Origin of the sequence: Vibrio sp. 10N.247.310.23 (assembly GCF_041467155.1) — a bacterium.
In the GTDB taxonomy this organism is placed as follows: domain Bacteria; phylum Pseudomonadota; class Gammaproteobacteria; order Enterobacterales; family Vibrionaceae; genus Vibrio; species Vibrio crassostreae_C.
This window is the reverse complement of record NZ_JBFSTZ010000003.1, coordinates 1-25,016: the sequence shown is the minus strand read 5'-3', so window position 1 is coordinate 25,016 and position 25,016 is coordinate 1. Positions and strand designations below refer to the sequence as shown.

At 44.2% G+C, this 25,016-nt stretch carries 25 protein-coding genes; 3 read left to right on the top strand and 22 right to left on the bottom strand.

From position 1 onward, the window contains the following. Positions 1 to 2: 2 nt before the first annotated feature. The 8 genes from AB6D93_RS02875 to AB6D93_RS02840 all read right to left on the bottom strand — a co-directional run bounded on the left by AB6D93_RS02875 (position 3) and on the right by AB6D93_RS02840 (position 5,765). Positions 3 to 878 (bottom strand): metal ABC transporter permease, encoded by an 876-nt coding sequence (locus AB6D93_RS02875; RefSeq protein WP_050622353.1) that lies wholly within the window; start codon positions 876 to 878, stop codon positions 3 to 5. Continuing rightward, positions 878 to 1,612, bottom strand: a complete 735-nt coding sequence (locus AB6D93_RS02870; protein ID WP_017067855.1) for a metal ABC transporter ATP-binding protein — start codon at positions 1,610 to 1,612, stop codon at positions 878 to 880. Before AB6D93_RS02870 ends, AB6D93_RS02875 begins: the two co-directional genes overlap by 1 nt. Then, positions 1,612 to 2,547, bottom strand: a complete 936-nt coding sequence (locus AB6D93_RS02865; RefSeq protein ID WP_102333609.1) for a metal ABC transporter solute-binding protein, Zn/Mn family — start codon at positions 2,545 to 2,547, stop codon at positions 1,612 to 1,614. The genes AB6D93_RS02870 and AB6D93_RS02865 overlap by 1 nt, the downstream gene beginning before the upstream one ends. 16 nt (positions 2,548 to 2,563) lie before the next feature. Then, on the bottom strand, positions 2,564 to 3,142 hold the full coding sequence (locus tag AB6D93_RS02860) for a DUF6162 family protein (RefSeq protein ID WP_029235608.1): 579 nt from the start codon (positions 3,140 to 3,142) through the stop codon (positions 2,564 to 2,566). Next, positions 3,139 to 3,474 (bottom strand): hypothetical protein, encoded by a 336-nt coding sequence (locus AB6D93_RS02855; RefSeq protein WP_017062543.1) that lies wholly within the window; start codon positions 3,472 to 3,474, stop codon positions 3,139 to 3,141. Before AB6D93_RS02855 ends, AB6D93_RS02860 begins: the two co-directional genes overlap by 4 nt. A gap of 116 nt (positions 3,475 to 3,590) precedes the next feature. Continuing rightward, positions 3,591 to 4,427, bottom strand: coding sequence for a DUF4198 domain-containing protein (locus tag AB6D93_RS02850; protein WP_102333608.1), 837 nt, complete (start codon positions 4,425 to 4,427; stop codon positions 3,591 to 3,593). A gap of 118 nt (positions 4,428 to 4,545) precedes the next feature. After that, a complete protein-coding gene (locus AB6D93_RS02845) occupies positions 4,546 to 5,064 on the bottom strand; it encodes a DUF2271 domain-containing protein (RefSeq protein WP_017062545.1) in 519 nt (172 codons plus the stop codon). Positions 5,065 to 5,135: 71 nt separating this feature from the next. Beyond that, a complete protein-coding gene (locus AB6D93_RS02840) occupies positions 5,136 to 5,765 on the bottom strand; it encodes a PepSY-associated TM helix domain-containing protein (protein WP_017062546.1) in 630 nt (209 codons plus the stop codon). A gap of 452 nt (positions 5,766 to 6,217) precedes the next feature. Between AB6D93_RS02840 and AB6D93_RS02835 the strand changes: the two genes are divergently transcribed. Further along, positions 6,218 to 6,538, top strand: coding sequence for a hypothetical protein (locus tag AB6D93_RS02835; RefSeq protein WP_017064552.1), 321 nt, complete (start codon positions 6,218 to 6,220; stop codon positions 6,536 to 6,538). Positions 6,539 to 6,699: 161 nt separating this feature from the next. On the opposite strand, the gene AB6D93_RS02830 is transcribed toward AB6D93_RS02835, so the two are convergent. From AB6D93_RS02830 to AB6D93_RS02800, 7 genes are all read right to left on the bottom strand, one after another. Further along, positions 6,700 to 7,878: a lipopolysaccharide assembly protein LapB gene (locus AB6D93_RS02830; RefSeq protein ID WP_032547615.1), complete on the bottom strand. Its 1,179-nt coding sequence runs from the start codon at positions 7,876 to 7,878 to the stop codon at positions 6,700 to 6,702. Further along, the gene (locus AB6D93_RS02825) at positions 7,875 to 8,495 is read right to left on the bottom strand and encodes an energy transducer TonB (protein WP_102333607.1); all 621 of its coding nucleotides are present in this window, start codon (positions 8,493 to 8,495) and stop codon (positions 7,875 to 7,877) included. Before AB6D93_RS02825 ends, AB6D93_RS02830 begins: the two co-directional genes overlap by 4 nt. A gap of 19 nt (positions 8,496 to 8,514) precedes the next feature. Next, the gene (locus tag AB6D93_RS02820) at positions 8,515 to 8,919 is read right to left on the bottom strand and encodes a biopolymer transporter ExbD (protein ID WP_004739212.1); all 405 of its coding nucleotides are present in this window, start codon (positions 8,917 to 8,919) and stop codon (positions 8,515 to 8,517) included. Next, positions 8,916 to 9,476 carry a MotA/TolQ/ExbB proton channel family protein gene (locus tag AB6D93_RS02815; RefSeq protein ID WP_010429842.1) on the bottom strand — a complete coding sequence of 187 codons (561 nt, stop codon included), beginning with the start codon at positions 9,474 to 9,476 and terminating at the stop codon, positions 8,916 to 8,918. The genes AB6D93_RS02820 and AB6D93_RS02815 overlap by 4 nt, the downstream gene beginning before the upstream one ends. Then, positions 9,476 to 10,852: a MotA/TolQ/ExbB proton channel family protein gene (locus AB6D93_RS02810; protein WP_102333606.1), complete on the bottom strand. Its 1,377-nt coding sequence runs from the start codon at positions 10,850 to 10,852 to the stop codon at positions 9,476 to 9,478. The genes AB6D93_RS02815 and AB6D93_RS02810 overlap by 1 nt, the downstream gene beginning before the upstream one ends. Next, positions 10,852 to 11,619, bottom strand: coding sequence for a DUF3450 domain-containing protein (locus AB6D93_RS02805; protein ID WP_102333605.1), 768 nt, complete (start codon positions 11,617 to 11,619; stop codon positions 10,852 to 10,854). The genes AB6D93_RS02810 and AB6D93_RS02805 overlap by 1 nt, the downstream gene beginning before the upstream one ends. A gap of 194 nt (positions 11,620 to 11,813) precedes the next feature. Then, positions 11,814 to 13,910, bottom strand: coding sequence for a TonB-dependent siderophore receptor (locus AB6D93_RS02800; RefSeq protein ID WP_102333604.1), 2,097 nt, complete (start codon positions 13,908 to 13,910; stop codon positions 11,814 to 11,816). Positions 13,911 to 14,459: 549 nt separating this feature from the next. Between AB6D93_RS02800 and AB6D93_RS02795 the strand changes: the two genes are divergently transcribed. After that, positions 14,460 to 15,764, top strand: coding sequence for a dicarboxylate/amino acid:cation symporter (locus tag AB6D93_RS02795; RefSeq protein ID WP_102333603.1), 1,305 nt, complete (start codon positions 14,460 to 14,462; stop codon positions 15,762 to 15,764). Between the two features lie 141 nt (positions 15,765 to 15,905). Here the strand turns inward: AB6D93_RS02795 and AB6D93_RS02790 are convergent, their stop codons facing one another. The 3 genes from AB6D93_RS02790 to AB6D93_RS02780 all read right to left on the bottom strand — a co-directional run bounded on the left by AB6D93_RS02790 (position 15,906) and on the right by AB6D93_RS02780 (position 18,516). After that, positions 15,906 to 17,300: a sensor histidine kinase gene (locus AB6D93_RS02790; RefSeq protein ID WP_102333602.1), complete on the bottom strand. Its 1,395-nt coding sequence runs from the start codon at positions 17,298 to 17,300 to the stop codon at positions 15,906 to 15,908. After that, a complete protein-coding gene (locus AB6D93_RS02785; protein WP_017062555.1) occupies positions 17,297 to 17,962 on the bottom strand; it encodes a response regulator transcription factor in 666 nt (221 codons plus the stop codon). The genes AB6D93_RS02790 and AB6D93_RS02785 overlap by 4 nt, the downstream gene beginning before the upstream one ends. Before the next feature lie 80 nt (positions 17,963 to 18,042). Beyond that, positions 18,043 to 18,516, bottom strand: coding sequence for an NYN domain-containing protein (locus AB6D93_RS02780; protein WP_010429860.1), 474 nt, complete (start codon positions 18,514 to 18,516; stop codon positions 18,043 to 18,045). 323 nt (positions 18,517 to 18,839) lie between these two features. Between AB6D93_RS02780 and AB6D93_RS02775 the strand changes: the two genes are divergently transcribed. Further along, positions 18,840 to 19,337 (top strand): DUF4174 domain-containing protein, encoded by a 498-nt coding sequence (locus tag AB6D93_RS02775; RefSeq protein WP_050546503.1) that lies wholly within the window; start codon positions 18,840 to 18,842, stop codon positions 19,335 to 19,337. A gap of 51 nt (positions 19,338 to 19,388) precedes the next feature. On the opposite strand, the gene cobA is transcribed toward AB6D93_RS02775, so the two are convergent. From cobA to nirB, 4 genes are all read right to left on the bottom strand, one after another. After that, positions 19,389 to 20,165 (bottom strand): uroporphyrinogen-III C-methyltransferase, encoded by a 777-nt coding sequence (gene cobA, locus AB6D93_RS02770; RefSeq protein ID WP_017066845.1) that lies wholly within the window; start codon positions 20,163 to 20,165, stop codon positions 19,389 to 19,391. Positions 20,166 to 20,493: 328 nt separating this feature from the next. Beyond that, the gene (locus AB6D93_RS02765; protein WP_017062558.1) at positions 20,494 to 21,309 is read right to left on the bottom strand and encodes a formate/nitrite transporter family protein; all 816 of its coding nucleotides are present in this window, start codon (positions 21,307 to 21,309) and stop codon (positions 20,494 to 20,496) included. A 123-nt stretch (positions 21,310 to 21,432) separates the two neighbouring features. Beyond that, a complete protein-coding gene (gene nirD, locus AB6D93_RS02760; RefSeq protein WP_017062559.1) occupies positions 21,433 to 21,756 on the bottom strand; it encodes a nitrite reductase small subunit NirD in 324 nt (107 codons plus the stop codon). 15 nt (positions 21,757 to 21,771) lie between these two features. Beyond that, positions 21,772 to 24,345: a nitrite reductase large subunit NirB gene (gene nirB, locus AB6D93_RS02755; RefSeq protein WP_017062560.1), complete on the bottom strand. Its 2,574-nt coding sequence runs from the start codon at positions 24,343 to 24,345 to the stop codon at positions 21,772 to 21,774. Positions 24,346 to 25,016 lie beyond the last annotated feature (671 nt).

The window sequence follows — 25,016 nt, the reverse complement described above, 5'->3', positions numbered from 1 at the left end:
GATTATGCCTTTCTTATAATCCGGTATAGCGTTGCCGCTAGGAAAAATGTCGCTGAAACGATGATGATCGAAGCGCCCGAAGGTACTGGTAGTTTCAATTCCATAGGTAAGACGGTTCCAACTAAACACGCGACTGTTGCCAGTAATGCCGACAGCAATACAAAGCTGCCCATGCGTTTAGTTAACAAGCGAGCTGTCGCACCTGGGATCAGCAATAATGCACCAACCAGAACAGCACCTACGATCTTCACCGCTGCAATCGTCACTAAGGTGATCATCATGACAAACAAGTAGTCGTAGAAACTGGTGTTATAACCACGAACCTTGGCAATATCAGGGCTGATACAGGTTAGAAGAATACGGTTGAACGTCGGTATCAAGAGCAAAATAATGATCGCGCAGCTGCCTGCGAGAATCGCTAAGTCTTGGTCTGTTACCGTCAAAATCGAACCAAATAGTACGTTCTCAAGCATGTGGATGTTGATCTTACGCGCCACGTACATCAGCAATGCCGCACCCACTGCCAGTGCTAAAGCAAGGAAAACGCCAACTAAAGTATCGTATGGCACATTGGTTCTGTTTCTTACAAAGTGAAGAAGCAGCGCGAAGATCATACAGAAGCTAAACAGACCAATAATTGGGTTTTCTGGTGGCTCGCCAAGCAACACACCTATAGCGATACCGGTTAATGCCGCGTGGCCTACCGCTTCAGAGAAGAAAGCCAAACGCTTAGCAATCACCAAAGTACCCAGGCCACCTAGTAACGGGCCCAGTAACAATGCAGCAACCAGTGCATTGACCATGAACGCATACATGAAGCTGTCAGATAACCAACCCGCTTCAACACCACTTACGGCAAGTTGTCGTAGCCAATCCATTACGCAACCTCCTTCGGTTTGTTCATCGCAGCACCACTGCTGTAATGCTGGAATAAGCTTTCAATCTTACTTGGATGTAGTACCTGTTCGTGTGGACCACTATCAACCAAGAATCGATTCACAACATGTACATTGGCTTCAAGGCGACGTACTGCGGTTACATCGTGGTGAACCGCAAGGATCGTGCGACCCTCGTCAACACATTCACGAATCAGCGATTCAAGATAACGAACGCCCTGCTCATCCATACCCGTGGTTGGTTCATCCAACACCAGTAGACTTGGGTTATCTAATAGCGCTTGGGCAAACAGCACGCGTTGCTGCTCACCACCCGATAACTGTCCCATGCGGCGGTCGCTACGAGTAGCCATACCAACGCGATCTAATTGTGCGAGTGCAAGATCCAATTGCTTAGACTTACGACGCCAAAATAGCGGAATTCGAGTTTGGTTAAGCAACACGAAATCCATGACCGTCAAAGGCAAGCTCGATTCGAAGGTCGCTTTTTGTGGAACATAACCGATACTTGGCTTTTCTGGCCAATGAATATTGATTTGCCCAGAGAAAGGCGTCAAACCAAGAACAGAGCGTAGCAGAGAGGTTTTACCACCGCCGTTTGGCCCCATGATTACATGGCACTCACCCGCTTTAAGTTCTAGTGAGATATCGTCAAGAATGACGTTGTTGTCATATTGCAGACCGAGTTGATTGATTGAAATCGATGGACCTAACATTATGCGTTCCCGCTTTTAGCTTGGTTCGCCGCCGCAAATTTCATTGCTTCGATTAATGTCTCGAGATTCTTCTGCATCTCAACTTCGACTTTGTCGTCTTCATATTCGCCATGCGTCATGTGAGAGAAACGGTAAAGCTGAACACCCGTTTCCGCTTCAATCGTGTCAACAAAACGGTTTGGCATGTTTAGCTCGTAGAACAACACGTCAATGCCCGATGCGCGGATCTTTTCGATCGTTTCTTGCAACTGGCTCGCACTTGGTTCAACACCGTGTGCAGGCTCAATCACCGCCGCAACATCCACACCAAATTCTTGAAGGATGTAGCCATACGCATTGTGCGTGGTCGCCACCTTCATACCTGAAGTATCTAACTCACCTAATGACAACATCGCATCGCGCTTCATAAAGCGAAATTGCTTTGCGTATTTACGTGCATTCTTACGATAAAAAGCCGCGTTGTCAGGGTCGAGCTTAGAGACCTCACTCGCGATGGTGTAAACCTTTTGAATTGTTGTCGAAAGCCCAACAAAGGTATGTGGGTTAACGGCACCTTGACCAACAGACTGACCAAGAGCAGGAAGTAGAGGCACTTCTTTGTTTGCTTCGATCACGACTAGGTCATCACGTTGCGCGACTGAAATCACTTTAAGCGCGAAGTCATCGTGACCAATACCGTTTACCACGATGGCGTCCATCTGGCTCAATCTCTTCAAGTCGTTCGGTTGTGGCAAGTAGTTATGCGGATTAAAGCCGGCATCAACCAAAGGAAGGATGTTCACTTTGTCGCCTACTACTGCTTTTACGTAGCTGTAGTAAGGTTGAAGCGTGATACCAATCGTCAGCTTGTTGCTGTCGATCTTATATTCTTTTGCCAATGCATTGGGTGCCATGAACACCGCTAATAACGACATGAACAGAGTCATAATTCGCATAGTAATTCTCTTATTATTAGTGAGCATCGCTTTCATGATGCTGTTCAATTTCTGATTCGTTCACGACCATTTTCCAACCCGTAGACTCTAGCGTGTGTTGGTCAAAAGTAGCGGGCTGTTTCGCTACACCGCCCAAGAAGATCCAGATTTCAGGAGAAACGCTGTTCGCATTTAAAATAAAGGAATCCGCAAAACCATGATCGGTAGGCGTAGCTTGTTCACTTGGAGTAGAAAAGTAATAACCACGCTCGTCCAGTACCCAAGCATGAGAACCTTTGCGCTTCCAACTCTGATCTTCTATAAACGGGGCAACCCATTCATCTTTAAGTGATGCAACACTCGGCCATTCACCATCTGAGTCCATGCGCAGGTCACGGATTTCTTCATGCGCTAAACGCAGCTCTGATAGCATCGCCAAGTTTTCTTGTTCAACATCAGTCACTAGAATTTGATGATCAAGCACTGCTTTAACGTGGGATTCAGCCTGATGAAATGGGATTGCGACAGTTGCAAAGCAAAGGATGAACACAATGATCAGTCCTACCCATTTGCCCTCTCTGCCGCCCGTATCAGCACGTACGCTTTGAATCATCATTTTTCACTGATCTCTACAACATCAACTTCAACTGGAAACTCATGACCTGAATCGAACACAAGGTAGAACTCAGTGTCAGGATGTGGGAATTCAACGATAGAACGTTTATCTGTCATCTCTTTTGCAATCAAGTTGTCTTCGTAATCGTACATCTCAACTGCGTAATCAATCGCTTTGCTGCCATCCGAATAACCCGCTTCACAAGCAACAGTCTTACCTTCAAACCAGCAGCTCATCAGTGGAAAGTGTGCTTGCGCAGGTAATGCAGCGAAACCAAGTCCCAATGCTAAGCAAGGAGTCATTAAAGCGTTAAGTTTTGTTTTTATTGTCATGGTTCGTACCCTAGCCACAGTGCAAATTCTCAGAAGTAAACTGAGCGATAAAGGGCTCAAATGAGCCCTTAAGTTTTTTTGATTCTTAATCAGGGATCTAGCCCCGATATCACAGACTATTGAAGCAGCGCTTCGAACGTTAGGTGAACGTTCGCGCTTGCTTTGTCTGCCAGTGGGTTGTCAATCAACTCACCTTTGTAGTTCGCTTTCATTACGTAACGACCTGCTACGTCTGGAGTAAACGTGATTTCACCGTTCTCATCACTCACCACATCAATCTGCTCTTGGTGGTTGCGGTAAAGCGTACCTTCACGAGTAATCTCCGCTTTCACGTCTTTCTGGATATCACCGTTGTAGAAGAACTGGAATGTCACAGGTTCGCCTTCAACGATATCTGAAGGGTGTGTCACAGGCTTCATTTCTAGAAGCTTGCCTTCAATTTTGAACACTGAATCCGTTGGCTTACCTACCGTGATGTAGCTTTCTGCACGAGTGAAGCTGATCTGCGTTACCACGTCACGTGATTTTTCAGGCAGAACTGAGTCACGCTCAGCTTTGTTTGCTTTAATCCACTTCACCGTGTCACGGCGACCCGCTTTGTATTGCGTGTAGTAAGACGGCTGGTTGTTGATCGCCACTTTGTGTGTACCTTCTTCTTCAAAATAGAAGTCGAAGATTGAACGACGCTTGCCACGAATAACGAAGTTAGGACGCTCGCTGCGGCCATCTGGCATGATGACATGAGCATTTTCGCTGCCAGCAGGCTTATCAAAAACAAACGTACCGTGAGACGCAGTAACATCGAACGTTAGCCAATCACCACCTTCTTTAGATACAGTAAAGTGAGATGGCAAAATCCAACGTGGGTGAGCTTGTGCCGTTGTCGTTGCTGCTAGGCCGAATGCCATCACACCCGCTAGAGCAAGTGCTTTGATTTTTGTCTGTTTCATCATGTTCAATTCCAGTATTTATAATTGTTAGCCGTGTCGCTCTATCTGAGCCTACGATGACCACTGTCTATTCTGTTCAGCTTGGTTTTAGTCCGTACTTACTAGTTACTGTTCGCACTTACTATTTAGCGATGTAGTTCAGGGTGATTTCACCCGTCTCTTCCGTTGCTTTTAATTCGTAAGATATGTTTGAATCTGCGAGTGATACTTTTTGGCGAAGGTAATTACGGCCACCGTGTTCACGAACCACTTCGATATGAACCGTGTACTCGCCTTGTTCTAACGTTTCACCGCTGTCGCTCTTACCATCCCACACGAAACGGTACTGGCCAGCAGGACGTGTTGCAGACGTCACAGCATCAACCAGTTCACGATCGTAACGGCCAACCTTTCTCCACCAGCTGCGCAGATCCTTAAGCCATTCGTCTTTACCGACCCAAAGCTCGATGGTTTTCACTGACTTTCGTTCGCTATTCTCTACCCACACCGCCACATAAGGACGTGCATACATAGAGGTATCAATCTTTGGAAGCTCAAAGCTGACATCCAGTTTTGCCGTATCAGGAATCGCTTGTGCCATACCTAGGCTTGGCAAAAGAGATAAAGCAAGAAGCGCCTTGCTCCAGTTCATTTTTTTCATTTTTAACAACCTTTTAAATCCGTTTAACCTTAAGTTCGCTCTTCAATCCGATTCATCAATCGAATCAAGCGTTAAGGCACGGCGACAAAATAGATAACCAATGAGATTGCAGACCCAAACACCGTCCATTTGATGGAAGTATTAAGCGTCTTTTTCTTAGGTAACAGTAAGCACACGCCAGTAAGCACAAAGAAGATCATCAATAGCGCAGTGATATCGATAAACCATTTCCATACTTCACCGCTGTTACGACCTTTATGCAGATCGTTCAACAATGCGATAACGCCGTAATTAGTGGTTTCGACTTCTACAAACTCAGACGTAACGTCAACAAAAACGGAAGCGTTGTAGCCGGGTCCTTTGAAGTCCATAGATACCTCACCGATGAGCAACTCACCATCTTCAATCTCTGCATAGATGTCCAAACCAGAAGGAACGCCGGAGAGGTTGGCTTCTTCGAACAGAAACGTTTCAAAGGCTGTCTCGTCAGCTTTTAAACGTCCGTCTTGAACCGTAAATAAACTTGTAGGAAGCGTTAGCGTAGAGCGTTGGATATTGGGTTGGCTTGATTCAAATAACTCAGGTCGGTTCAGGGTGATACCGGTTACTGAGAAAAAAAGAACCACGAACAGAAGCGCCATAGAAATATAAACATGAAGTCGACGAGCCCATGACTGAACCGCCCTACTTTTTAACGACATACAAACCAATACCTATAAATTTTATGGCGACAATTTAGTTGATAATCATTCGTATTGGCATTCAATTTACATTGTTTACGTTTGCCGAGCGGCGTAAGGAAATTTACATAACATTACATGGGAAGTAATCGAACTGTATGCATATTCTTGCTAACTTGTACTAAAGGGAATGGATAGCTTGTATTTGAGGTCATCGATAGTAAGGTCAAACCTCAAAAAAATCTCAATATCAACATGCTTGATTGAGGTTGGTTTAAGGTAGCAGTTGTGGCTTTAAAGAATGAAAGTTGGAGCTATTTAAGCTTCATGACTATTAACCTTCAGAGCTATTTGATCTTTGGAACATTTTGAAGATCATACACAAACGGCGGACTCTTCGGTTGATGCAGTTTGTTAAATACAGACGAATAACCGATTTAACGATAGCTAATTAGGCTTAAAGGGATTTTGAAATGCGTATTATTGTTTTGGCTTTTACAGCGCTCGTAACAGCGTGCAGTAGCCAAATGAGCAGTACAGAAGAGCACGTCCAAGAATACATCGGTTCAGACATAACCGATGCACAAGAGCAGTATCTAACCGAACGCTCACGTCCTATCAGCTTTTGGGCATCTCGAAACTATGCTTGGGTTGAGACGAAGAAACCACTAGATAATGGTTACACTTTACATGCCTTTAAGAACCCTTATCGAGACTGCACCATTAACTGGGTCGCTAACACCAGTGGCGCAATTCAAAGTGCGACGCTTAGTGGCACGATGTGCGAGCCTTAATCAATCCAGGCCAATCGAACAATAACGCTAGATGAGCTAAAGTCTCAAGGTGAGTTTAAGTCGCTAGAATTAAAAAGGGTGTCATTTGAACGATCAAATGACACCCTTTTGCTTTTGTTGGTTCTTATGTGCTGTTCTTGTCTTCTGTTTGCGATGAGCTGTTAGACGTTGCCGTTATCACTCACTGTTCTTAGCTGAGTCAGATATTTAATCCAACCTTTTGCCTCAGAAGAAGGCTCAATGTTGTTCGCACGTTTCGCTTGAGCAAGAGCATTATCAAGATTCTTTAGCTTGTACCATGAACGTACTTTCGCTAAAGCAACATCAGCTTGCTTGTTCTTGTCTTTCACTTTATCCAAAACAACCAGAGCACGATCGTAGTAACCTTGCTGAACCAGTAATTGAGCCACATTCCAATGATATTGCGTGTCCTTTTTAGATGCTAACGTCCATACTTCAATAGCACTGTCCCACTCTTTCGCTAACTGCCAGTAGGTTGCTTGCTCAGCCAGGAGTTGAACATCGCTGTTCGCATCATCTAACTTAGCGATCTCTTGTGCTGCACGCTCTGGAATACCACGTTTAGCATAAAGCTGAGCCAGTAATCGGCGGTCTGAGTTTTTCAGCTCTACCCCTTGAAGATCAGCCAACGCTAGTGTGTTCAATGCATCGCGGTTACGCTCTAGTCTTAACTGAATACCCACAAGTTGACGCCACCAGTTGTCTTTTTCTGGCTGAAGTTCAATCAGGCTTTCCAGTGTTGGAATAGATTGCTTCCATTGCTTTAACTGTAGTTGTGCACCCAATTTTAGCGAAAGAGGCGACAGTTCTGATTTCGCATTGAACTTGTCGCGATTACCAATAGCAACCAGTACTTTTGACCAGTTTTCGATTTGGTATTCCGCTTGTGCAATTCGCATCCAAAGCACGTCTTTCTTTTCTGCCTCTGGCGCTGTTTTTACTAACTCGTAGTAATGTGGAAGCGCGTTTTTGAACTGTTGATCGTTTAATAACAGATCCGCAAGCATACGCTTCGTTATCCAAGCTTGTTCATCCACCAGCAAATTGGTATCGACGGCGTATGTAAGCTGCTTAATCGCCTTATCGGTTTTGCCATCTTGCCAGTAAAAAACACCTAGCATACGAGCTACGTACGCTTTGTCGTAGCCCTTAGAAAGCTCTAAACCTGCTAGTACGTCAATGGCCTGTTTAACCTGTTCATCTTGAGCAAGCTTATGCGCCTTTTGAACACGAATAGCAGTATATTGGGTTAGCTCTTGTGCCTGTGTTGTAAGGGGCATTAACAACAAGCCCACTAATATCCATATATGTTTCATCATTTTGCCAACTTAAACTCTAGTTTCACGGTTTGACCAACCTGAGCTATCGCTTTTCCATCGACGACTTTCGGTTGATATTTCCATTTTTTAAGTGCTCTCATCGCTTCACGTTCAAACATACGACGTGGGTTTGCGTCAGTGACTTGAATGTCAATTGGACGTCCCGTTTCATCGATAGTAAAAGACATAATCACATGGCCTTCAGCTCCACGCTTAAGCGCTTTCGCTGGATAACGAGGCTCTACTCGATACAAAGGCATTGCTTGTTGGTTTGACCCAAAATCAGAGAATGTCGGTGCGTTAATCGCTAAGCCATCAATGGATGTGTGCAAATCCAATGAAGGCAAAGAAGACATCGAATTCAGAGGCGTAACTTCAGCTTGTGACTGAGACGTTTGCGCTTCCGGTGGCGGCTCTGGCATTTCTGGTTTTTCAGGGACTGCACGTTGTCTTCTTTGAACTTCTTGTTCTTGTTCCACCATTACCATGTTGAAACTTAACGTCTCGCTATCGTCTGGTGAACGTTGGTGGCCATTATCGACCATCCAAGCCATGAAAGAAAACAGCGCTAAGCCCAACGCGCCCGCTAGCGGTAAAGCAAGAAATAGGCGAATCATTTATGAAGATCCTCCAAGATCATCGCTTATCAGCAGCAAGCGCAATGTTTTTAACACCTGCACCTTTCGCGGCATCCATCACTTTAACAACAGTACCGTTGTAAGCGTGTTCATCCGCTTGAATAACCAAAGAAGCATCAGGTTGTTCTAGCAACAAGTGCTCTAACGTCGCTTGGACACGTTCAACATCTACGACACGCTTGTCGATGAAAATGTCGTTTGCAGAAGTAATCGCAACAAAGATGCCTGCATCCTTTTGGCTTACTACGTTAGAAGCTTGTGGGCGATTGACTTCCACCCCTGACTCACGAACAAATGAACTGGTCACAATAAAGAAAATAAGCATGATAAAGACAATATCAAGCATCGAAGTAAGGTCTATTTGAGCCTCTTCGTTTTTAGAATGACGTCGACCGAGTCTCATCGTTGACTCCTTAAAGATTTTTCTAATTTCAATTCTAAGCGGTTACATACTTTCGCTAAGCGAGCGTGAACGAACATGCCCGCTAACGCTGCAACCATGCCTGCCATGGTTGGCAGTGTTGCTAACGAGATACCTGAAGCCATCAATTTAGGGTCACTGCTGCCTTGTGTCGCCATAACATCAAAAACAGAGATCATACCGGTTACAGTGCCTAGCAAGCCCAACATCGGGCAAATAGCGACTAACAGCTTAATAAAATTCAAGTTTTGGTTAAGCAAGATACTCGCTTGCCCTAACCAACCTTCACGAATGGCTTTGGCATGCCAAGAAGAGTGATCTTCTCTTTCATGCCATTTCGCTATCCAAGCTTGGCGTTGCTTAGGAAAGTAGAACGCAAGATAAAGCACACGTTCTACCACAAGCACCCAATACACTAGGACGACAGCCGCTAGCCACCACAGGACGAAACCGCCCTGCTCCATAAAGCTTGATAAAGACAGCAGCCAGTCACTCGTTAACCAACTCGCTGGTAATAGAGAACCCGACAAAATATCCATTACGCAGCAGTCCCAACTGGTGAAACAACAGCGTTTGATTCAACGGTCTTTTCAGCCTGCTCAGCAACAAGACCAATACCTTGCTTCTCAAGAATATTGCGAATGTTTTCTGCTTGAGTGCTAAGAATGTTGTGTGCCAGTAGAAGAGGCATTGCCGCAACCAGACCAAGTACCGTAGTTACAAGCGCCATCGAGATACCACCCGCCATAACTTTAGGGTCGCCATTACCAAACTGAGTGATCACTTGGAATGTTTCGATCATGCCGGTTACTGTACCTAAAAGGCCCAACATTGGTGCTAGTGCCGCCAATAGCTTAAGCATCGATAGACCTTTCTCTAGGTGAGTCTGCTCATCAACTACCGCTTCTAAAAGTCGCAACTCTAACGCTTCAACCGTTTGGTTTTGTTCCTTGTTGTACATCGCAAGAACACGACCTAGTGGGTTATCACCCGCTTGCTCAGGGTTCTTAAGTTGCGCGCGAATTTTCTGGCGTGCGATAGCAAGAGAGACACCACGAACTAATGCGATGATTAGACCAATAGCTAGTAGGCCAAGAATCACTTTACCAACCACACCACCCGCTTGAAGGCGATCAGTTAGACTTGGTTCCAAAGCCAATTGTTCTAGCATGAATCCGCGTGAGGGATCGACGACTACATTAGATACTTCACCATCCACAAGTGAAGAAAGCGATGCCAACGTTGGGCCATTTGATGGTTGCTTAAGGTAAGCGATCGCATCTTCACGCTGAGTGTTCCAGCTAACATAGCCTTGGTCTGTCACAAGACCAATCGAACCTAGTCGGTAAGCGTCAACCTTATTTGTATTGCCTTCACCATTAATGAATGCAATTTGAGATTTGCTAAGCTCAGAACTCGCTTGAATCTGCTCAACCATGCTCATCCACAAACCAGAAAGCTGTGGCATTGATGGCAGGGATTTAGCATCGATAATTTGCTCAACGGTTGCTGTGTGCTCAGCGCGATCAACGCTGTTTACTGTTGAGCTAAGCTCTGCGCCTAGTTCTTTCGCGTTTTGACGAACGACACCGAACAACTCACCAAGACTACCCGTTTCTAAACGGAGTTGTTCTTCTAAACGAGCAAGTTTGTTTTCGTTATCGCTGAAGGTTTGAGTAAGAACGTCTGTTGCGTTTTGAACCGATGTACGTTTCGCTTCAAGCTCTGCTTTGATCGCTTTAAGCTCTTGTTCAGTCTTTTTGAAGTCAGCTTCACGAACAACGTTGTGAGAAGCTTGAGTACGGTTTTCTGATTTTGCTTTGTTAACGAGCTGAGCCGTTGAGTCTGAAGCTGAGAAAGCAGAAAATGAAAGTGATGTAATGCAAAGCAATGCTGCTAATGATTTTAAGTTCATTACTTAACCTCCGCAACAATTAAAGAAACAGGTAAAGTAATCAAGCTTGGGGCAGCTTGTTGGCCAGCAATATCGTACGCTTTATCTAGCTCAGACTTCATAGAAGAATCAAGTTCTTGCCATTGAGCTTCTGTTTGATTCCAAGCCCAGTATTGGCTGCCATTTAGGTTACGAGCAACTAAAGAGATACGACCTAAGTGCAGAACATCTGCCTCGATTGTTTTATCACTCGCCAATGCGACACGACCTTGGTAAACACCCAACTTAATGCCGTAGTCCATCTCGATTTGGTATGCCTCTAGGATACGGCGGTATTTCTCAGCGTCACTTACGTCAGCACGAGTCATCATTGCTTGTAGCTTTTCTACTCTTTCTAGACGCTGTTCTTTCTTAATCGGCACGTCTTTCTCTACCAACTGTTCAAGACCATCGATCATTTGATACATCAATGGCACAACACCTTGGCGTGTGTATTTGATTTCTTCGATCTGCTCTTCAATGCTTTGAGCTTCTTGGTTTTGGCTCTCAACTAATGCAGCAAGGTGATCGTGATAGATTTCTAGGTTTTTAACTTCTTCTTGCAGACGCTCAATCTCAGCTTGCAGCATTAAAGTCGCTTGTGAGCTTTTATCAATAACCTTTTGACTCGAAGCCGACGCGTTATTGGTCTTGTTTTGAATTGATTGAGCTTGATCCAAGCTATTTGCCATAGAAGACGTTGCAACCAAACTGATGGCAAGCGCTAGGCTAGTTTTTAAAAGATTCATAATTGTAGTCATTTACTATAGAAGAAGGTCAAATACATTTTATTGATAAATACTATTATTGATAAGCACTCTCATTATCATTAAAAGTCACTCGCATTACTAGGGATATTTTTACTGAATAGCAGAATCACGAAAGGGGAAAGCCGAAACTTTCCCCTTAGTATTTAGGCTAACAATAGTACCCTACTAACAAATTAGTATTTTACCTGTAAAGTCGCCATGTAGTTACGGCCTTCGCCGATTACTACGTCTTCAGCAAATTGGTGGTTTGAAGATGTTGAACCGCCACCCGCTAGGTATTCTTTATCAAATACGTTCTCGACTGTTAGACGCGCTACGAAATCAAGAGAATCGTCGTACTTAAGCGTGTATGCAGCACCCATATCTACACGTGCGTAGCCGTCTTTCTTGAATGTGTTCGCGCTATCGCCGTAACGAGAACCTTCGTAGATAAGACCCAGGTTCACATCAACTTCGTTTGTTGCTGCATAGGTAGACCAAACGCTTGCTGCAAACTCAGGTACGTCTACTGGACGGTTACCTTCATATGTTTCATGGTTCGTGATTTCAGCATCTAAGTACATTGCAGAACCAGACATTGAGAAGCGCTCTGAAATAAAGCCTTGTGCGGCTAGCTCAGCACCACGGTGAACTTGTTCGCCACCTTGTGTCTTCGTCCAATCGCCTGATGAAGTGTCTTCTACATCCATTGAAATGTTTTCTTGGGTAATATCGAATACCGCACCAGAAACGAATAGACGTTCGTCCATCAGTTCCCACTTAGTACCGACTTCGTAAGACACGCCCGTTGCTGCGTCAAGAAGTTCGCCATCGTTAGTGTAGTTGCGGCTTCCGCTAGACACAACACTTTGTGGTTCGAAACTTTCAGAGTAAGAAGCGTAGATACTACCGTTTGATGCTGGGTGGTAAATCAGGCCAAGCTTAGGCGCTACATTTTCTTCTGCTACGCCATCACTTACTTTACGGTCGAAACGAGCACCCGCAAGAACTTGCCATTCATCATTAATAGTAATCAAATCTTGGATGTAGAAGCCCCAAGTATCGTAAGTACTCATCTTACCTAGCGATGTTGGACCCACTGACGGCGCTGGTACTGTTGCATCTGGTGCGTATTCAGCGCTGCTGAAGCGATCCATACCACGGTAATAGCTGTAGCCTAACCAGTTAGCACCGAATAATAGTTGGTGCTCTGTGCCCGCAAGATCAGCGGTTGTTGTTAGATCAACGTAAGCCGTTCTGAAACGCCATTTATCATGACGGTAGTTACCGCCTTGAGTCACGGTGCCCGTACCATCAGGATTCATATTTGAAAAGCTTGGGTAGCTTTCCATATCAATACGTTCGAAATCTTGGTAGTTGAAACCTGTTTTTAATGACCATGTATCAGTCAGGTTAGCAGCAATATCAAAACCAACGTTCTCAACATCATTCTCGATCTGTGACCACTGTGCATCCCAGATGTGCTTGTCGCTACCTACTCGGTTGCCGTCTAGCGTGTATAAAGCGCCAGAATCTACGCTACCTTCGTCGTTAGTTTTGTCGTAATGAACAGAAACTGTCACGTCTTCAGTTACATCGTAATCAACGAATACACCACCAACAAAACGTTCTGTTTGTGGTTCAGTTCCGTCACCATAAGTTCTCCAAGAGCCGTAGCTTTCTTTAGATAGAATCGCGCGACCACGTAGAGTTTCAGAGTCGTTCAAAGCGCCACTTACGTCTACCGTTGTACGAGAATGGTCATTAGAACCAATATCTTGGCTAACACTTACTTGCGTATCGTAAGTTGGCTTTTTGCTTACCATGTTGATCAAACCACCTGGTGCAGAAATACCGTAAAGAAGACCAGAAGGTCCTTTTAGTACTTCAACACGCTCTAGCAGTTCGATTGGTTGACGGTAGTGAGACCAATGTTGCTGGCCATTTTTAAGGAAGCCCGAAGAGCTTTCTACCGAGAAACCACGTAGAGAGAAACGTTCACGGTTACGGCTTGTACCGCCAGCACTTACACTCGCGTCATTCTTAAGCACGTCACCAAGCGTTGTTGCACGCTGTTCATCGATGATTTGCTCATCGATTACTAAAACTTGTCCCGGAGTCTCTAATTGAGTCGCCTCCATGCGCATTGCTGTTGTGTTCGTGTCGGCTTTATAACCGTAGTCACGACCTTCAACAACCATATGCTCGTCTGTTTTTACTGTTTCTGCCAATACTGCTGGTGAAGCTAATACTGCGCCGATCACTAAAGCCAATGGGCTCTTTGAAAACATGTCCTTTACTCCGCTTTTATTCTTTTAGACGAACACTTTGTTATTTATTCGATGTGTTCGCTGAACCGTTGCCGGTACCACTGAATTATTTCGGGAGTGAATATAAGTGATAACTATTACCATTTGCATTAAATTTACATTCTTTGCATTTGTAAAGGCCTGTCGGTGAGTCATATTTGAGGAGTTCAACAAAACCATTCAATACAAATAGTTAAGGCTCATGGACGTAAATCGACTGGTTATCTTCACCGAATTTTTTGAAACAACGGTATTTGTTTGGTCAATTGAAGACGTGAAGATTGATAAGAAAATCATCTCTTCTTATTTACTACCTTTGAAACGACAAATTTATGTATAAAACCCTCGATAGATGTAAATTAATAGTGAATTATTTTGTTTTTAATTGTTTAATTTACACAATTATCAGTGATTTTGATCACATCTATAATTCCAAACTCATTTTTTGTTTTTCGAATTGATTATCCGACTGCTAATCTCCTGCTCACTTTGAAAAGGTATCAAAGTTATAAATAATAAGGAGTGTTCTAAATGAATACCAAGAAACCTATGTCTCTGACTGGTCGAGTAATCCTCGGTATGGTCGTAGGTATATTAACGGGATTCGCCATTCAATCCCTTTTTGCAGACAACGGATTTGTTAACAACTACATCGTTAACGGACTCTTTGAAGTGGGCGGACAAATCTTTGTCGCCAGTTTAAAAATGCTTGTTGTGCCTCTAGTCTTCGTTTCACTAGTGTGCGGTACAAGTTCTCTTAAAGACTTATCAACTCTTGGCCGTATGGGTGGCAAAACGCTTGCACTTTATATCGGTACTACTGCCGTTGCCATCACTCTAGCATTAACTATCGGTAACCTGTTCCAACCTGGAGCTGGTGCGGATCTTACTGCTGCGAGCTCTTTCAAATCAGCGGATGCCCCTTCTCTGGGCCAAGTAATCATCGACATGTTCCCAACCAACCCTATTCAGGCGATGGCTGAGGGCAAAACGTTACAAGTTATCGTATTTGCAGTGTTGTTTGGTATCGCAATCAGTGCAGCGGGCAAACCCGGTGAACGTATCGCTGCAGTTTTCTCTGATCTAAACGAAGTGATCATGAAGCTAGTTGCGCTACTAATGAACCTTGCTCCTTACGGCGTATTCTTCTTGATGGCGAAACTGTTCTCTGGCCTTGGCTTAGGTGCAATTTGGAACCTAGCAGAATACTTCTTAGTGCTTGCTGGTACCCTGCTGTTGCATGGCTTGGTGACTTACAGTGCGATGCTTAAAGGATTCACAGGTCTTAGTCCGATTACGTTCCTACGTAAGATGGAAGATGCAATCATGTTTGCATTCTCAACAGCATCTTCGAACGCAACAATTCCAGTAACTATGGAAACGGCTAAGAACCGTATGGGCGTAGACAACAAAGTCGCTTCTTTCACAGTACCACTAGGTGCAACTGTGAACATGGACGGCACTGCAATCATGCAAGGTGTTGCGACGGCGTTTATCGCGCAAGCGTACAACATCGACCTTTCAATGGGTGATTACCTAATGGTTATCCTAACGGCGACACTGGCGTCTGTTGGTACTGCAGGTGTCCCTGGTGTTGGTCTTGTTATGCTAGCGATGGTATTGAACCAAGTTGGCCTGCCGCTTGAAGGTATTGCTCTAATCATGGGTGTTGACCGCCTTCTTGATATGATTCGTACCGCTGTAAACATCACAGGTGATAGTGCCGTATCTATCATCGTTGCTAAGTCTGAAGGCGCTCTAGACGAGTCTCGCTTCAACGACCCAGCAGCAGGTGAGAAAGAAGAAGAAGTTAAGCTATCACGCCAAGAAGCGTAATCTAACAGCCTTGCTTCAAGCTAAAGCGTAATTAATGGCTACGCTTTAGCTATAAACACAAAAAACGCCACAGCATTTGCTGTGGCGTTTTTTATGGATTTAAAGAAGTACCATCCGAGGAATATAACCAGAGCGGTAAGATTAATTAGCGGACTCACTAATTGGGAACATAAGATTCACTCTGAGTCCCCCACTTTCTCTATTCTCCGCAGTTACATGTCCATTCATCACACCCATCGCTTCTTTAACAATCGCAAGGCCCAGACCGTAGCCACCAGACCGTTTGTCTCTTGCTGATTCAATACGAGTAAACGGGTCGAATATACCTGCAATCTTGTTATCAGGAATACCGTCACCGTCATCTTCTACAGATATTACACTGTAACGCCTATCCATTACCTGTTCGTATGTCGTCACGACCACATGAGCGTTCTCACCCGCGTATTTAATGGCATTCCCGACCAAGTTACCAATGACTCGAAGCAGTAGCCTCTCATCAACGTTCACCATTGATATCGGCGTCTCTAGGGAACCAATCAAAGTTTGATTCGGTTTTAAATCGTTTTGCATCTGCGCGATCAACATTGAACAATAGTGCTCAAGGTGCATTAAACTTAACTTGGAGTCATAGCGAGAGGTTTCTAAGCGGCTAAATTCAAGTATCTCACCCACCAGCTTATTCATCTCTTCTGTTTCATTTTCCATTCGTTCTAGCAAACCAATGCTTTTATCATCAACCTTGCTGCGCAGCAGGTGTAGTGCGAGGTTTTGCCTTGCTAATGGTGTTCTTAACTCGTGTGAGACATCACGAATCAAACAACGTTGCTTTTCAGCCAGAGATTTAATCTCAAAGGTCATATAATCAAAATCGTGTGCAAGCTCGTTGAATTCACGCGTGGTGGAGTTCAACTCCGACACCACACTGACCGTGAAGTCACCTTGAGCCAGTCTGCGGCTCGCTTCTCTCAATCTATCCAACGGTTGCTGAAGGCTTTTGGCCATGATAATCGAGAACAGAGACAATACGACCAATGCAATCAATGCTTTAAGCATATAGGAATATGGCGCAAAAGATTTTGCGGGATGAAACTGGTGCGGTAGTTGGATAACCAGTGTTTTACCGTTATCCAGTGGTAGGCCGAAGATCGGCTTACTCACACGATCACTAAGTTGGTGATCTAACGTTCTTAAGTATTTGAGCTTAAATTCAAAATGTGGGTGCATGTGACGATGTGTGATCGGACGATTGTCTTTATCAATGACGAACAGATAATACTGCTGAGCATTACCCCAGTCCGCGAGTTCATCCATGTCCCCTTCTTCGATCAACACATTCGCTTGGTAAGCAAGGTCGAGCATTTCCGCTTTTACCGATTCTGGGACTTTAAGCAGCGCTTTCATCAAGGCTCTTTCAGCGACACCTTGCAGGATCAAAATACTCACCAAAATGACGGTCAGGTAACTGAACAGTTGGAAAGTGAGTCCGTCTTTACGCTTAGCAATAAAATCAGGGCAACGCAGCAGTTTTTTACTCATGCTCCGACCGACTCTAGGTAACTGTAACCTTTACCACGAACGGTTTTTATATGTTGTTTAGACAAACCTGCCTGAACGAGCTTTCTACGTATATTGCTGATATGCATATCTAAATTACGATCGAAGGGACACAATTCTTTCTTGAGTACATGGATTTGCAGATCAGATTTTGAGACGACAATACCGTCATTTTTGACCAAATAATCAAGCAAGTCTTTTTCAGTGCCAGTTAATGGCAAACGAGAGAGTTGTTCACACAAGCCGTGATTAGAGGAAGCTAAAGATTGTCTCTGACGCTCAAAGCCCACTCGGCGCAAGATCACCTTAATACGGGTTAAGAGTTCAGGAACATTGAAAGGTTTAGCGATGTACTGGTCGGCGCCTGCTTGGTAGCCATCGAGCATTGAGGCATCGTCGTTAAGCGCGGTTAGCATAAGAATGGGAGTAGCAAAACGCTGACAAATACGTCTTGCTACTTGAATGCCGCTTAGGTTCGGAAGCATTACATCGAGTAGAACCAAATCGACAGGGTGAGATTGAATAAACTCAAGCGCGGATTCACCGCAATGAACAGTATCAACGTGATACCCCTCATTTTCTAACACTTCACCCAGTAATTCACACAACTGAATATCATCATCAACAACTAAAACGCGAGACATTACACATACCGATAAATAAGAACTGTTTGCATTCTAATTATCGTTATTATTGATTTCAATTATAAAGTGCCCGATTTCCTCTATAGAAGAAAATCTTTTTCAATCGGTACAAATTTTGATGCAGAATCGATAAGATTTTGAGCAGTTAACCCGGGAACACCATACACTTCAACAGGCTTGCCAAAGCGCTCTTTGATTCGCTCTACAAGGATTTCGAAATCACCGTCTCCTGATACCAAAACAATCGTATCAACCGTCTCAGCAAGTTCTATCGCGTCTAACGCAATACCCACATCCCAATCGCCTTTTGCACTGCCATCTCGACGCTGAATAAACGGCTTTAACTTCACATTAAAGCCCACACCACGAAGGATATGATGAAATTGACGCTGCTTTGGATCTTGGCTTGAGATTGCGTAAGCATTAGCTGCAATAACGTTACGCCCTTCCGTGGCAACATACCAAAACTGGTTATAGTCGAAGTTAGAACGGTATTTGTCGCGCGTCGTGTAGTAAACGTTCTGAACGTCGACCAAAATTGCTATGTTTTCCATAAATTCATACCTTTAGATTTTCCGTATACCCTATTCTATTAAATTGTAAAATGCGAGTCGCTTTACTCAATAAAAATGAACCTGCCAGCTATCGTTAACGTAAATCTAATATCTTTAGCGTAAAGCTAAGTGTCTTTACGTAATCCTAACTATGCTTATTGTAAGTGGATTTGTTTTGAGCGTTTCTTAGGTGGTTCTGATCTTCACCTTCTTCTTTACGTAGCGTTCAAATCGTACTCAGGCTTAGAGTTTTTAAAGGGAGGTTGGCAATGCTGCACCGACAAACACACAATTCGATCGTAAGCATCGACACAACCAAAGCGATGCAAACTTTAAATCAACCATCAAACTCTGGTAGCTGGTTTAGTTTGCTTAAACTACTGACCATCAGCACGGTAATAATCATGAGCTTAACCATCAATTCAGTACTCGCCTACCCCGCTTATTCTCACTCAAAGCCTTTGCCACACCGCAGTGTGATTTATTTCGCTCCAAAGGAAGATTCAATCGTTAAAGAGTTTCTGAATGAAGTGTTGCTCAATAACTGTCAATTGGACGAACGAGATGTCGTCATTATGGTTATTGCTGAGAGTGGTTACACAGTCCCAACTTGGTTAGAAGAAGAGTTTAACTTAGAAGCAGTCACCAGTATTTACGAGATCCCGAAAGGATCACATACCGCTGTTTTGATTGGTAAAGACGGGAAAGAGAAGCACCGATGGAGTGGCAAAACAGATTGGAAACAGATCACCAATATCATTGACGAAATGCCGATGCGCCAACAAGAAATGCAGCGACAAGGCAGCCGCTGCAGTATTTGATTCTTGATGGACTCAGTAGTGGCTTAGAGATCCAATTAGAAGGTCAAACGATCAAGCTTGTTTGTTAAACCAAGCAAGTTTTTCATGGAGCTGAGCCACGCTGCCTACAACAATCAGCGCTGGGCTCTTTGCGACGCTCGCAAGGTCAGCTAAATCACGTAACCCACCTCTAAACACCTTTTGTTCTTGGCGTGTACCGTTTTCGATGATCGCAACTGGCATGTCAGCTCGCATACCATTATCGAGTAGATTCTTCTGAATGTTCGGACTCTCTTTCAAGCCCATGTAAAACACGATGGTATGGTTGTGCTGAGCAAGAGATTGCCAGTCAATATCTTCGCCATCTTTCTTCAAGTGACCTGTAATAAACTGCACGCTTTGTGCATGATCACGGTGCGTCAACGGAATGCCCGCATAAGCCGTTGCTCCGGCAGCAGCTGTGATGCCCGGAATCACTTCAAATCTCACGTCATTCTCAGCTAGCGTTTCACACTCTTCACCACCACGGCCAAAGATAAACGAGTCACCACCTTTTAGGCGTACTACGTGCTTGTTCTCTTGCGCTTTGGTCACTAATAGTTGGTTGATCTGATCTTGCGGTACACAGTGATGATCAAGCTTTTTGCCCACATACAACATTTCCGCTTCTGGATTAGCCATCGCCAAAATATCTTTTGATACCAAACGGTCATAAACCAACACGTCTGCTTGTTGAATCACTCGTGCCGCTTTTAACGTAAGTAAGTCTGGGTCGCCCGGACCTGCACCTACTAATGAAACAAATCCTGTGTTTCCTGTTTTAACATTCGATGGCGATACTTCTGACATGCTTTGCTCCGAAAGTTAGCTTGTTATATTTCAAGCTTAATTCTGTATGACGATTCATCGTTGTATGAATCACCAATATCCCTACTTCTTAGACTATCAGTTGTTGCCATAAAACTTTACGATTAATTCTAATCAAGATAGAAGTTTATATAACAAAACAATCTATTACGTTGGAAAACCCTGACATTTGCACCATCATCAAGCACACATTGCTCGCCTTAGGTGCACGGTTATCAAAGTAGAGAGTGTTAAGATCAAAAAAGCCCCAAATCAACAGCTTGGGGCTTAACACACATTATTAGTTGCTCATTAACCTAGAACTATCTAATTACTTAGCGCCTAGAGAAGGAGCTGTTTTAGCATGAGTTAGGTATAGAGGAACACACGTCATTAATAGACCACCAACGATGTTACCTAGGATTGTTGGGATAAGGTTGAAGTTCAACCATGTCGCAATACCGAAGTCAGCGCCAAGAATCATACCCAGTGGGAATAGGAACATGTTTACTACTGTGTGCTCAAATACGAGTGCGAAGAAGATGAAGATTGGGAACCACATCATTGCTACACGGCCAGATACTGTGCGTGCAGTCATGTTGCCAATCACACCTAGACATACCATAAGGTTACAGAAGATACCGCGTACGAAACACGTGATCCATCCGTCCATACCCATGTTTTCAAAACCTAGGCTACGACCTGTAGAAACAGCAATGAACTTTTGAGCAACAGCGTTTGGTTCTAAAGAGAAGTTACCCGTTAGTGATACTGCAACAAGGAAAGCAACAATCAAAGAACCGATAAGGTTACCAAGACCAACAATACCCCAACAACGTAGGATACGACCCCAAGTAATACCTGGGCGGTTGTCGAATTTCGCTAAAGGTGCAAGGCCGAATACGCCAGTTACTAGGTCATAACCCATTACACTTAGAATGACGAAGCCAACTGGGAACACAAGTGCGCCAACAAGGCCAATACCGGTTTGAACCATTGCTGTAATAGCAACAACAACCGCTAGAGAAAGGATGATACCAGCCATAGTGCTTCGAATCAGAAGATCGCGAGTACTTGTTTTCGTTTTCGCTTCACCCACATCAATCATCGTTTGAACGAATTCAGCTGGTTTGTAATCAGGAGACATAAGGTTGTCCTTAAAAAGTTTAAATTAAAAGTTAAAATTGGATAGGAAAAGGCTCTAGTTGCCGAGTTAAGGCAATATCGAGAACTAGAACCCTTGAACTATCAAATCTTACTCATCCGAAGATTAAGCAGAGATTTCTACAGCGCCTTTGGCAACACGAGCTTTGTACGCTTTCACGTTGAAGTTCTCGTCTTCCATGCACACACCTGTTGCTAGGTTAAAGCGTTGCTTCTTAAGTGGGCTTGCTACCCAAAGCTCTTCTTTGTGCTCAACAATCAAACCACGTGATAGCACGTTAGATTGGAAGTATGGGTCTGTGTTGCTAATCGCGAATACTTCTTCAGCCTCAGTTGGGCGGAAGATAGCCACTTGCTCACCACTAACCAACGCACAAACACCTGTACCTGGGATAATGTCTTCGATCTTACAAACTTTGGTAAATGCCATGATGTCGTCTCCCAATTAAACAGATTCTACGTGAATGATGTCGCCCTGATGCTTTGAAGTAATGGCTTCAGGGTGTTTCTCAGTGAATGTCGCAGGACGGTGTTGTTCACGACCATCTTCAACAAACACAACGTTATCATCGCGGTCATCAGCATTGATGAAGTGTGCAAAGCGCTTAAGTTGAGCTTCGTCGTTGATTGTATCTGTCCATTCACAAGCGAAGTTATCAACTAGGCCAGCAATGTCAGTTTCAAGTTGGTCATTGATACCAAGCTTGTTGTCTACAATCACTTCACGTAGGTAATCAACACCACCTTCTAGGTTGTCCATCCATACCGAAGTACGTTGTAATGGCGCAGCCGTGCGGATGTAGAACATCATGAAACGGTCGATGTACTTGATTAGCGTTTCTTGGTCTAGGTCGCTTGCCAGTAAGTCTGCGTGGCGAGGCTTCATACCACCGTTACCACATACATACATGTTCCAACCTGCGTCAGTCGCAATAATACCTAAATCTTTACCTTGAGCTTCAGCACACTCACGAGTACAGCCAGACACACCAAACTTCATCTTATGAGGAGTACGGATGCCTTTGTAACGGTTCTCGATCATCACGCCTAGGCCAACTGAATCTTGAACGCCGTAGCGACACCAAGTAGAACCTACACATGTTTTCGCCATACGAAGTGCTTTTGCGTAAGCTTGACCCGTTTCGTAACCTGCAGCGATTAACTTCTTCCAGATTGCTGGTAAGTCATCTTTCTGAGCACCAAATAGGCCGATACGTTGTGCACCTGTGATCTTGGTGTACAAGTTGTATTCAGCAGCAACATCAGCAAGAACGCTTAGTGCTTGAGGTGTTACTTCACCACCCGCCATACGGGGGATTACAGAGTAAGTACCGTCTTTTTGCATGTTACCTAGGAAGTTGTCGTTGGTATCGTGCAGCTTCACTAATTCAGGCTTAAGGATGTGTTCACCCCAGCAAGAAGCAAGGATAGAACCTGCTAGAGGCTTACATACTTCACAGCCGTAGCCTTTACCGTATTTCTCTAATAGCTCATCGAACGTTTTGATTTCTTCGATGCGAATTAGGTGGAAAAGCTCTTGGCGAGAGTATGCAAAGTGCTCACACACGTCGTTCTTCACTTCAACACCAGCTTTAGCAAGTTCAGCGTTTAGTACTGAAGTCACTAGTGGAATACAACCACCACAACCAGTACCTGCGCCTGTTACTGCTTTGATATCACCGATTGTGTGGTGACCTTCAGCAACCGCTTGAGCGATCTTGCCTTTAGTCACATCGAAACAAGAACAGATAACAGCAGACTCAGGAAGAGAATCCGCGCCAAGTGTTGGCTTTTCAGCACCAGCATGAGCAGGAAGAATCAATGCATCTGGGTGTTCTGGTAGGTCGATTTCGTTCAGCATAAGCTGTAGAAGATCACCGTAGTCAGACGTGTCACCAACCATTACTGCACCAAGCAGCTTCTTGTTGTCTTCAGAAACGATTAGACGCTTGTAAACTTCTTGTTCTTCGTTTTGGTAAACGTAGCTCTTACAGCCAGGAGTACGACCGTTCGCATCGCCGATAGAGCCTACTTTCACGCCCAAAAGCTTAAGCTTCGCAGACATGTCAGCACCTTCAAATGTGCTTTCGTTACCAACAACGTGGTCAACCGCTACCGTTGCCATTTTGTAACCAGGAGCCACTAGGCCGTAGAACGTTTGGTTCCAAGACGCACACTCACCGATTGCGTAGATGTCTTTGTCTGTCGTTTGACAGTGATCATTAATCTCGATACCGCCACGTGGTGCAATACCCAGCCCCATTTGACGAGCAAGTTTGTCTTGTGGGCGAATACCAGCAGAGAATACGATGAAATCAGTTTCTAGCTCTGTACCGTCTGCAAAGCGCATTACGTTACGAGCTTCAGTGCCTTCAGGAGCAATCTCAAGCGTGTTCTTACTTGTATGTACGTTAACGCCCATACGTTCGATTTTTTGACGAAGTTGGTTACCACCCGCTTGGTCAAGCTGCTCAGCCATTAGCTTTGGAGCAAACTCAACAACGTGCGTGGTTACACCAAGAGCTTTTAGTGCGCCTGCAGCTTCAAGACCAAGCAAACCACCACCAACAACCACACCAGATTTAGAATTCTTAGCGGTTGCTTCGATAGCTTTCAAGTCTTCGATTGTGCGGTAAACGAAACAGTCTTTACCTTCGTTACCTTTGATTGGCGGAACGAATGGGTATGAACCTGTAGCAAGGATTAGCTTGTCGTATTGAATTTCACGACCAGTACTTGAGTAAACTGTTTTCTTTTCACGGTTAACGTTAATAGCACGCTCACCGATCAGCATGTTGATGCCGTGTTTCTCGTAGAAGCCTTCTTTAACTAAAGAAAGTTCGTCCGCAGTATGGTGTGAAAAGTAAGAAGAAAGGTGTACACGATCATAGGCTACGCGAGGCTCTTCACAGAAGACTGTGATGTCCATGTTAGCAACGTCTGTCTTCTCGACTAAATCTTCGATATAGCGATGGCCGACCATCCCGTTACCGATTACGACTAGCTTCATCTTGCTCATAAGAATTCCTGAAGGTTATATATTTCTTAACTGAGCGAATAATGAATTATGAAAGAAAATGAAAATATGATGTAAATCAATTACGAAATCGAACTACCCTAAAGGGGTAGGACAAAAGAGGTAGATCTGCTGATTTATCATACGAAGCAAACGAATAACCGTAGGTTTAATAAGGTTTAGCGGGGTTTTATATACACTTTCGTGCAGTAAATAAGATGTTGTAAAGTTTCACAATAGGTTAGCAGTAACACAAGTAAATGACAATCACTTTCATTTGCGGTCATAATAAGTGTAATAACTCATGAAAGCGTTACAGGATCATGAGCAACTATGTATAAATATGAAGAATTTAATGACGCAAAAGACAGTCGCCCTTTTCCATTCCCCACTCATTCCACTCACAAACGGCGCAATTGGTTAACAGATGCTGTTGGTTGTTTAGCAAATGATAGGTTTACATAAGGAAAAGACCGGCACAAAAGTGATCTGATATAGCTTGTTCCTAGTGGTGCTACTGATTAGAGAGCATACGTGGAAGTTTGAACATAGCATGAGGGTTTAGAATTTCAGATAGCAAAAAGGCCAGCATTTCTGCTGGCCTTTCAACTTTGAATAGTGGAGGCGCCTCCCGGAGTCGAACCGAGGTCCACGGATTTGCAATCCGCTGCATA

Coding starts and splice junctions, on each gene's coding strand:
- AB6D93_RS02835 (WP_017064552.1), top strand. CDS start 6,218: ATGCGTATTATTGTTTTGGCTTTTACAGCGCTCGTAACAGCGTGCAGT.
- AB6D93_RS02840 (WP_017062546.1), bottom strand. CDS start 5,765: ATGTCGTTAAAAAGTAGGGCGGTTCAGTCATGGGCTCGTCGACTTCAT.
- AB6D93_RS02855 (WP_017062543.1), bottom strand. CDS start 3,474: ATGACAATAAAAACAAAACTTAACGCTTTAATGACTCCTTGCTTAGCA.
- AB6D93_RS02795 (WP_102333603.1), top strand. CDS start 14,460: ATGAATACCAAGAAACCTATGTCTCTGACTGGTCGAGTAATCCTCGGT.
- AB6D93_RS02860 (WP_029235608.1), bottom strand. CDS start 3,142: ATGATGATTCAAAGCGTACGTGCTGATACGGGCGGCAGAGAGGGCAAA.
- AB6D93_RS02765 (WP_017062558.1), bottom strand. CDS start 21,309: ATGTCTCCTGATTACAAACCAGCTGAATTCGTTCAAACGATGATTGAT.
- AB6D93_RS02780 (WP_010429860.1), bottom strand. CDS start 18,516: ATGGAAAACATAGCAATTTTGGTCGACGTTCAGAACGTTTACTACACG.
- cobA (WP_017066845.1), bottom strand. CDS start 20,165: ATGTCAGAAGTATCGCCATCGAATGTTAAAACAGGAAACACAGGATTT.
- AB6D93_RS02775 (WP_050546503.1), top strand. CDS start 18,840: ATGCAAACTTTAAATCAACCATCAAACTCTGGTAGCTGGTTTAGTTTG.
- AB6D93_RS02820 (WP_004739212.1), bottom strand. CDS start 8,919: ATGAGACTCGGTCGACGTCATTCTAAAAACGAAGAGGCTCAAATAGAC.
- AB6D93_RS02805 (WP_102333605.1), bottom strand. CDS start 11,619: ATGAATCTTTTAAAAACTAGCCTAGCGCTTGCCATCAGTTTGGTTGCA.
- AB6D93_RS02830 (WP_032547615.1), bottom strand. CDS start 7,878: ATGATGAAACATATATGGATATTAGTGGGCTTGTTGTTAATGCCCCTT.
- AB6D93_RS02800 (WP_102333604.1), bottom strand. CDS start 13,910: ATGTTTTCAAAGAGCCCATTGGCTTTAGTGATCGGCGCAGTATTAGCT.
- AB6D93_RS02845 (WP_017062545.1), bottom strand. CDS start 5,064: ATGAAAAAAATGAACTGGAGCAAGGCGCTTCTTGCTTTATCTCTTTTG.
- AB6D93_RS02870 (WP_017067855.1), bottom strand. CDS start 1,612: ATGTTAGGTCCATCGATTTCAATCAATCAACTCGGTCTGCAATATGAC.
- AB6D93_RS02815 (WP_010429842.1), bottom strand. CDS start 9,476: ATGGATATTTTGTCGGGTTCTCTATTACCAGCGAGTTGGTTAACGAGT.
- AB6D93_RS02850 (WP_102333608.1), bottom strand. CDS start 4,427: ATGATGAAACAGACAAAAATCAAAGCACTTGCTCTAGCGGGTGTGATG.
- AB6D93_RS02825 (WP_102333607.1), bottom strand. CDS start 8,495: ATGATTCGCCTATTTCTTGCTTTACCGCTAGCGGGCGCGTTGGGCTTA.
- AB6D93_RS02810 (WP_102333606.1), bottom strand. CDS start 10,852: ATGAACTTAAAATCATTAGCAGCATTGCTTTGCATTACATCACTTTCA.
- nirB (WP_017062560.1), bottom strand. CDS start 24,345: ATGAGCAAGATGAAGCTAGTCGTAATCGGTAACGGGATGGTCGGCCAT.
- AB6D93_RS02785 (WP_017062555.1), bottom strand. CDS start 17,962: ATGTCTCGCGTTTTAGTTGTTGATGATGATATTCAGTTGTGTGAATTA.
- AB6D93_RS02865 (WP_102333609.1), bottom strand. CDS start 2,547: ATGCGAATTATGACTCTGTTCATGTCGTTATTAGCGGTGTTCATGGCA.
- AB6D93_RS02875 (WP_050622353.1), bottom strand. CDS start 878: ATGGATTGGCTACGACAACTTGCCGTAAGTGGTGTTGAAGCGGGTTGG.
- AB6D93_RS02790 (WP_102333602.1), bottom strand. CDS start 17,300: ATGAGTAAAAAACTGCTGCGTTGCCCTGATTTTATTGCTAAGCGTAAA.
- nirD (WP_017062559.1), bottom strand. CDS start 21,756: ATGGCATTTACCAAAGTTTGTAAGATCGAAGACATTATCCCAGGTACA.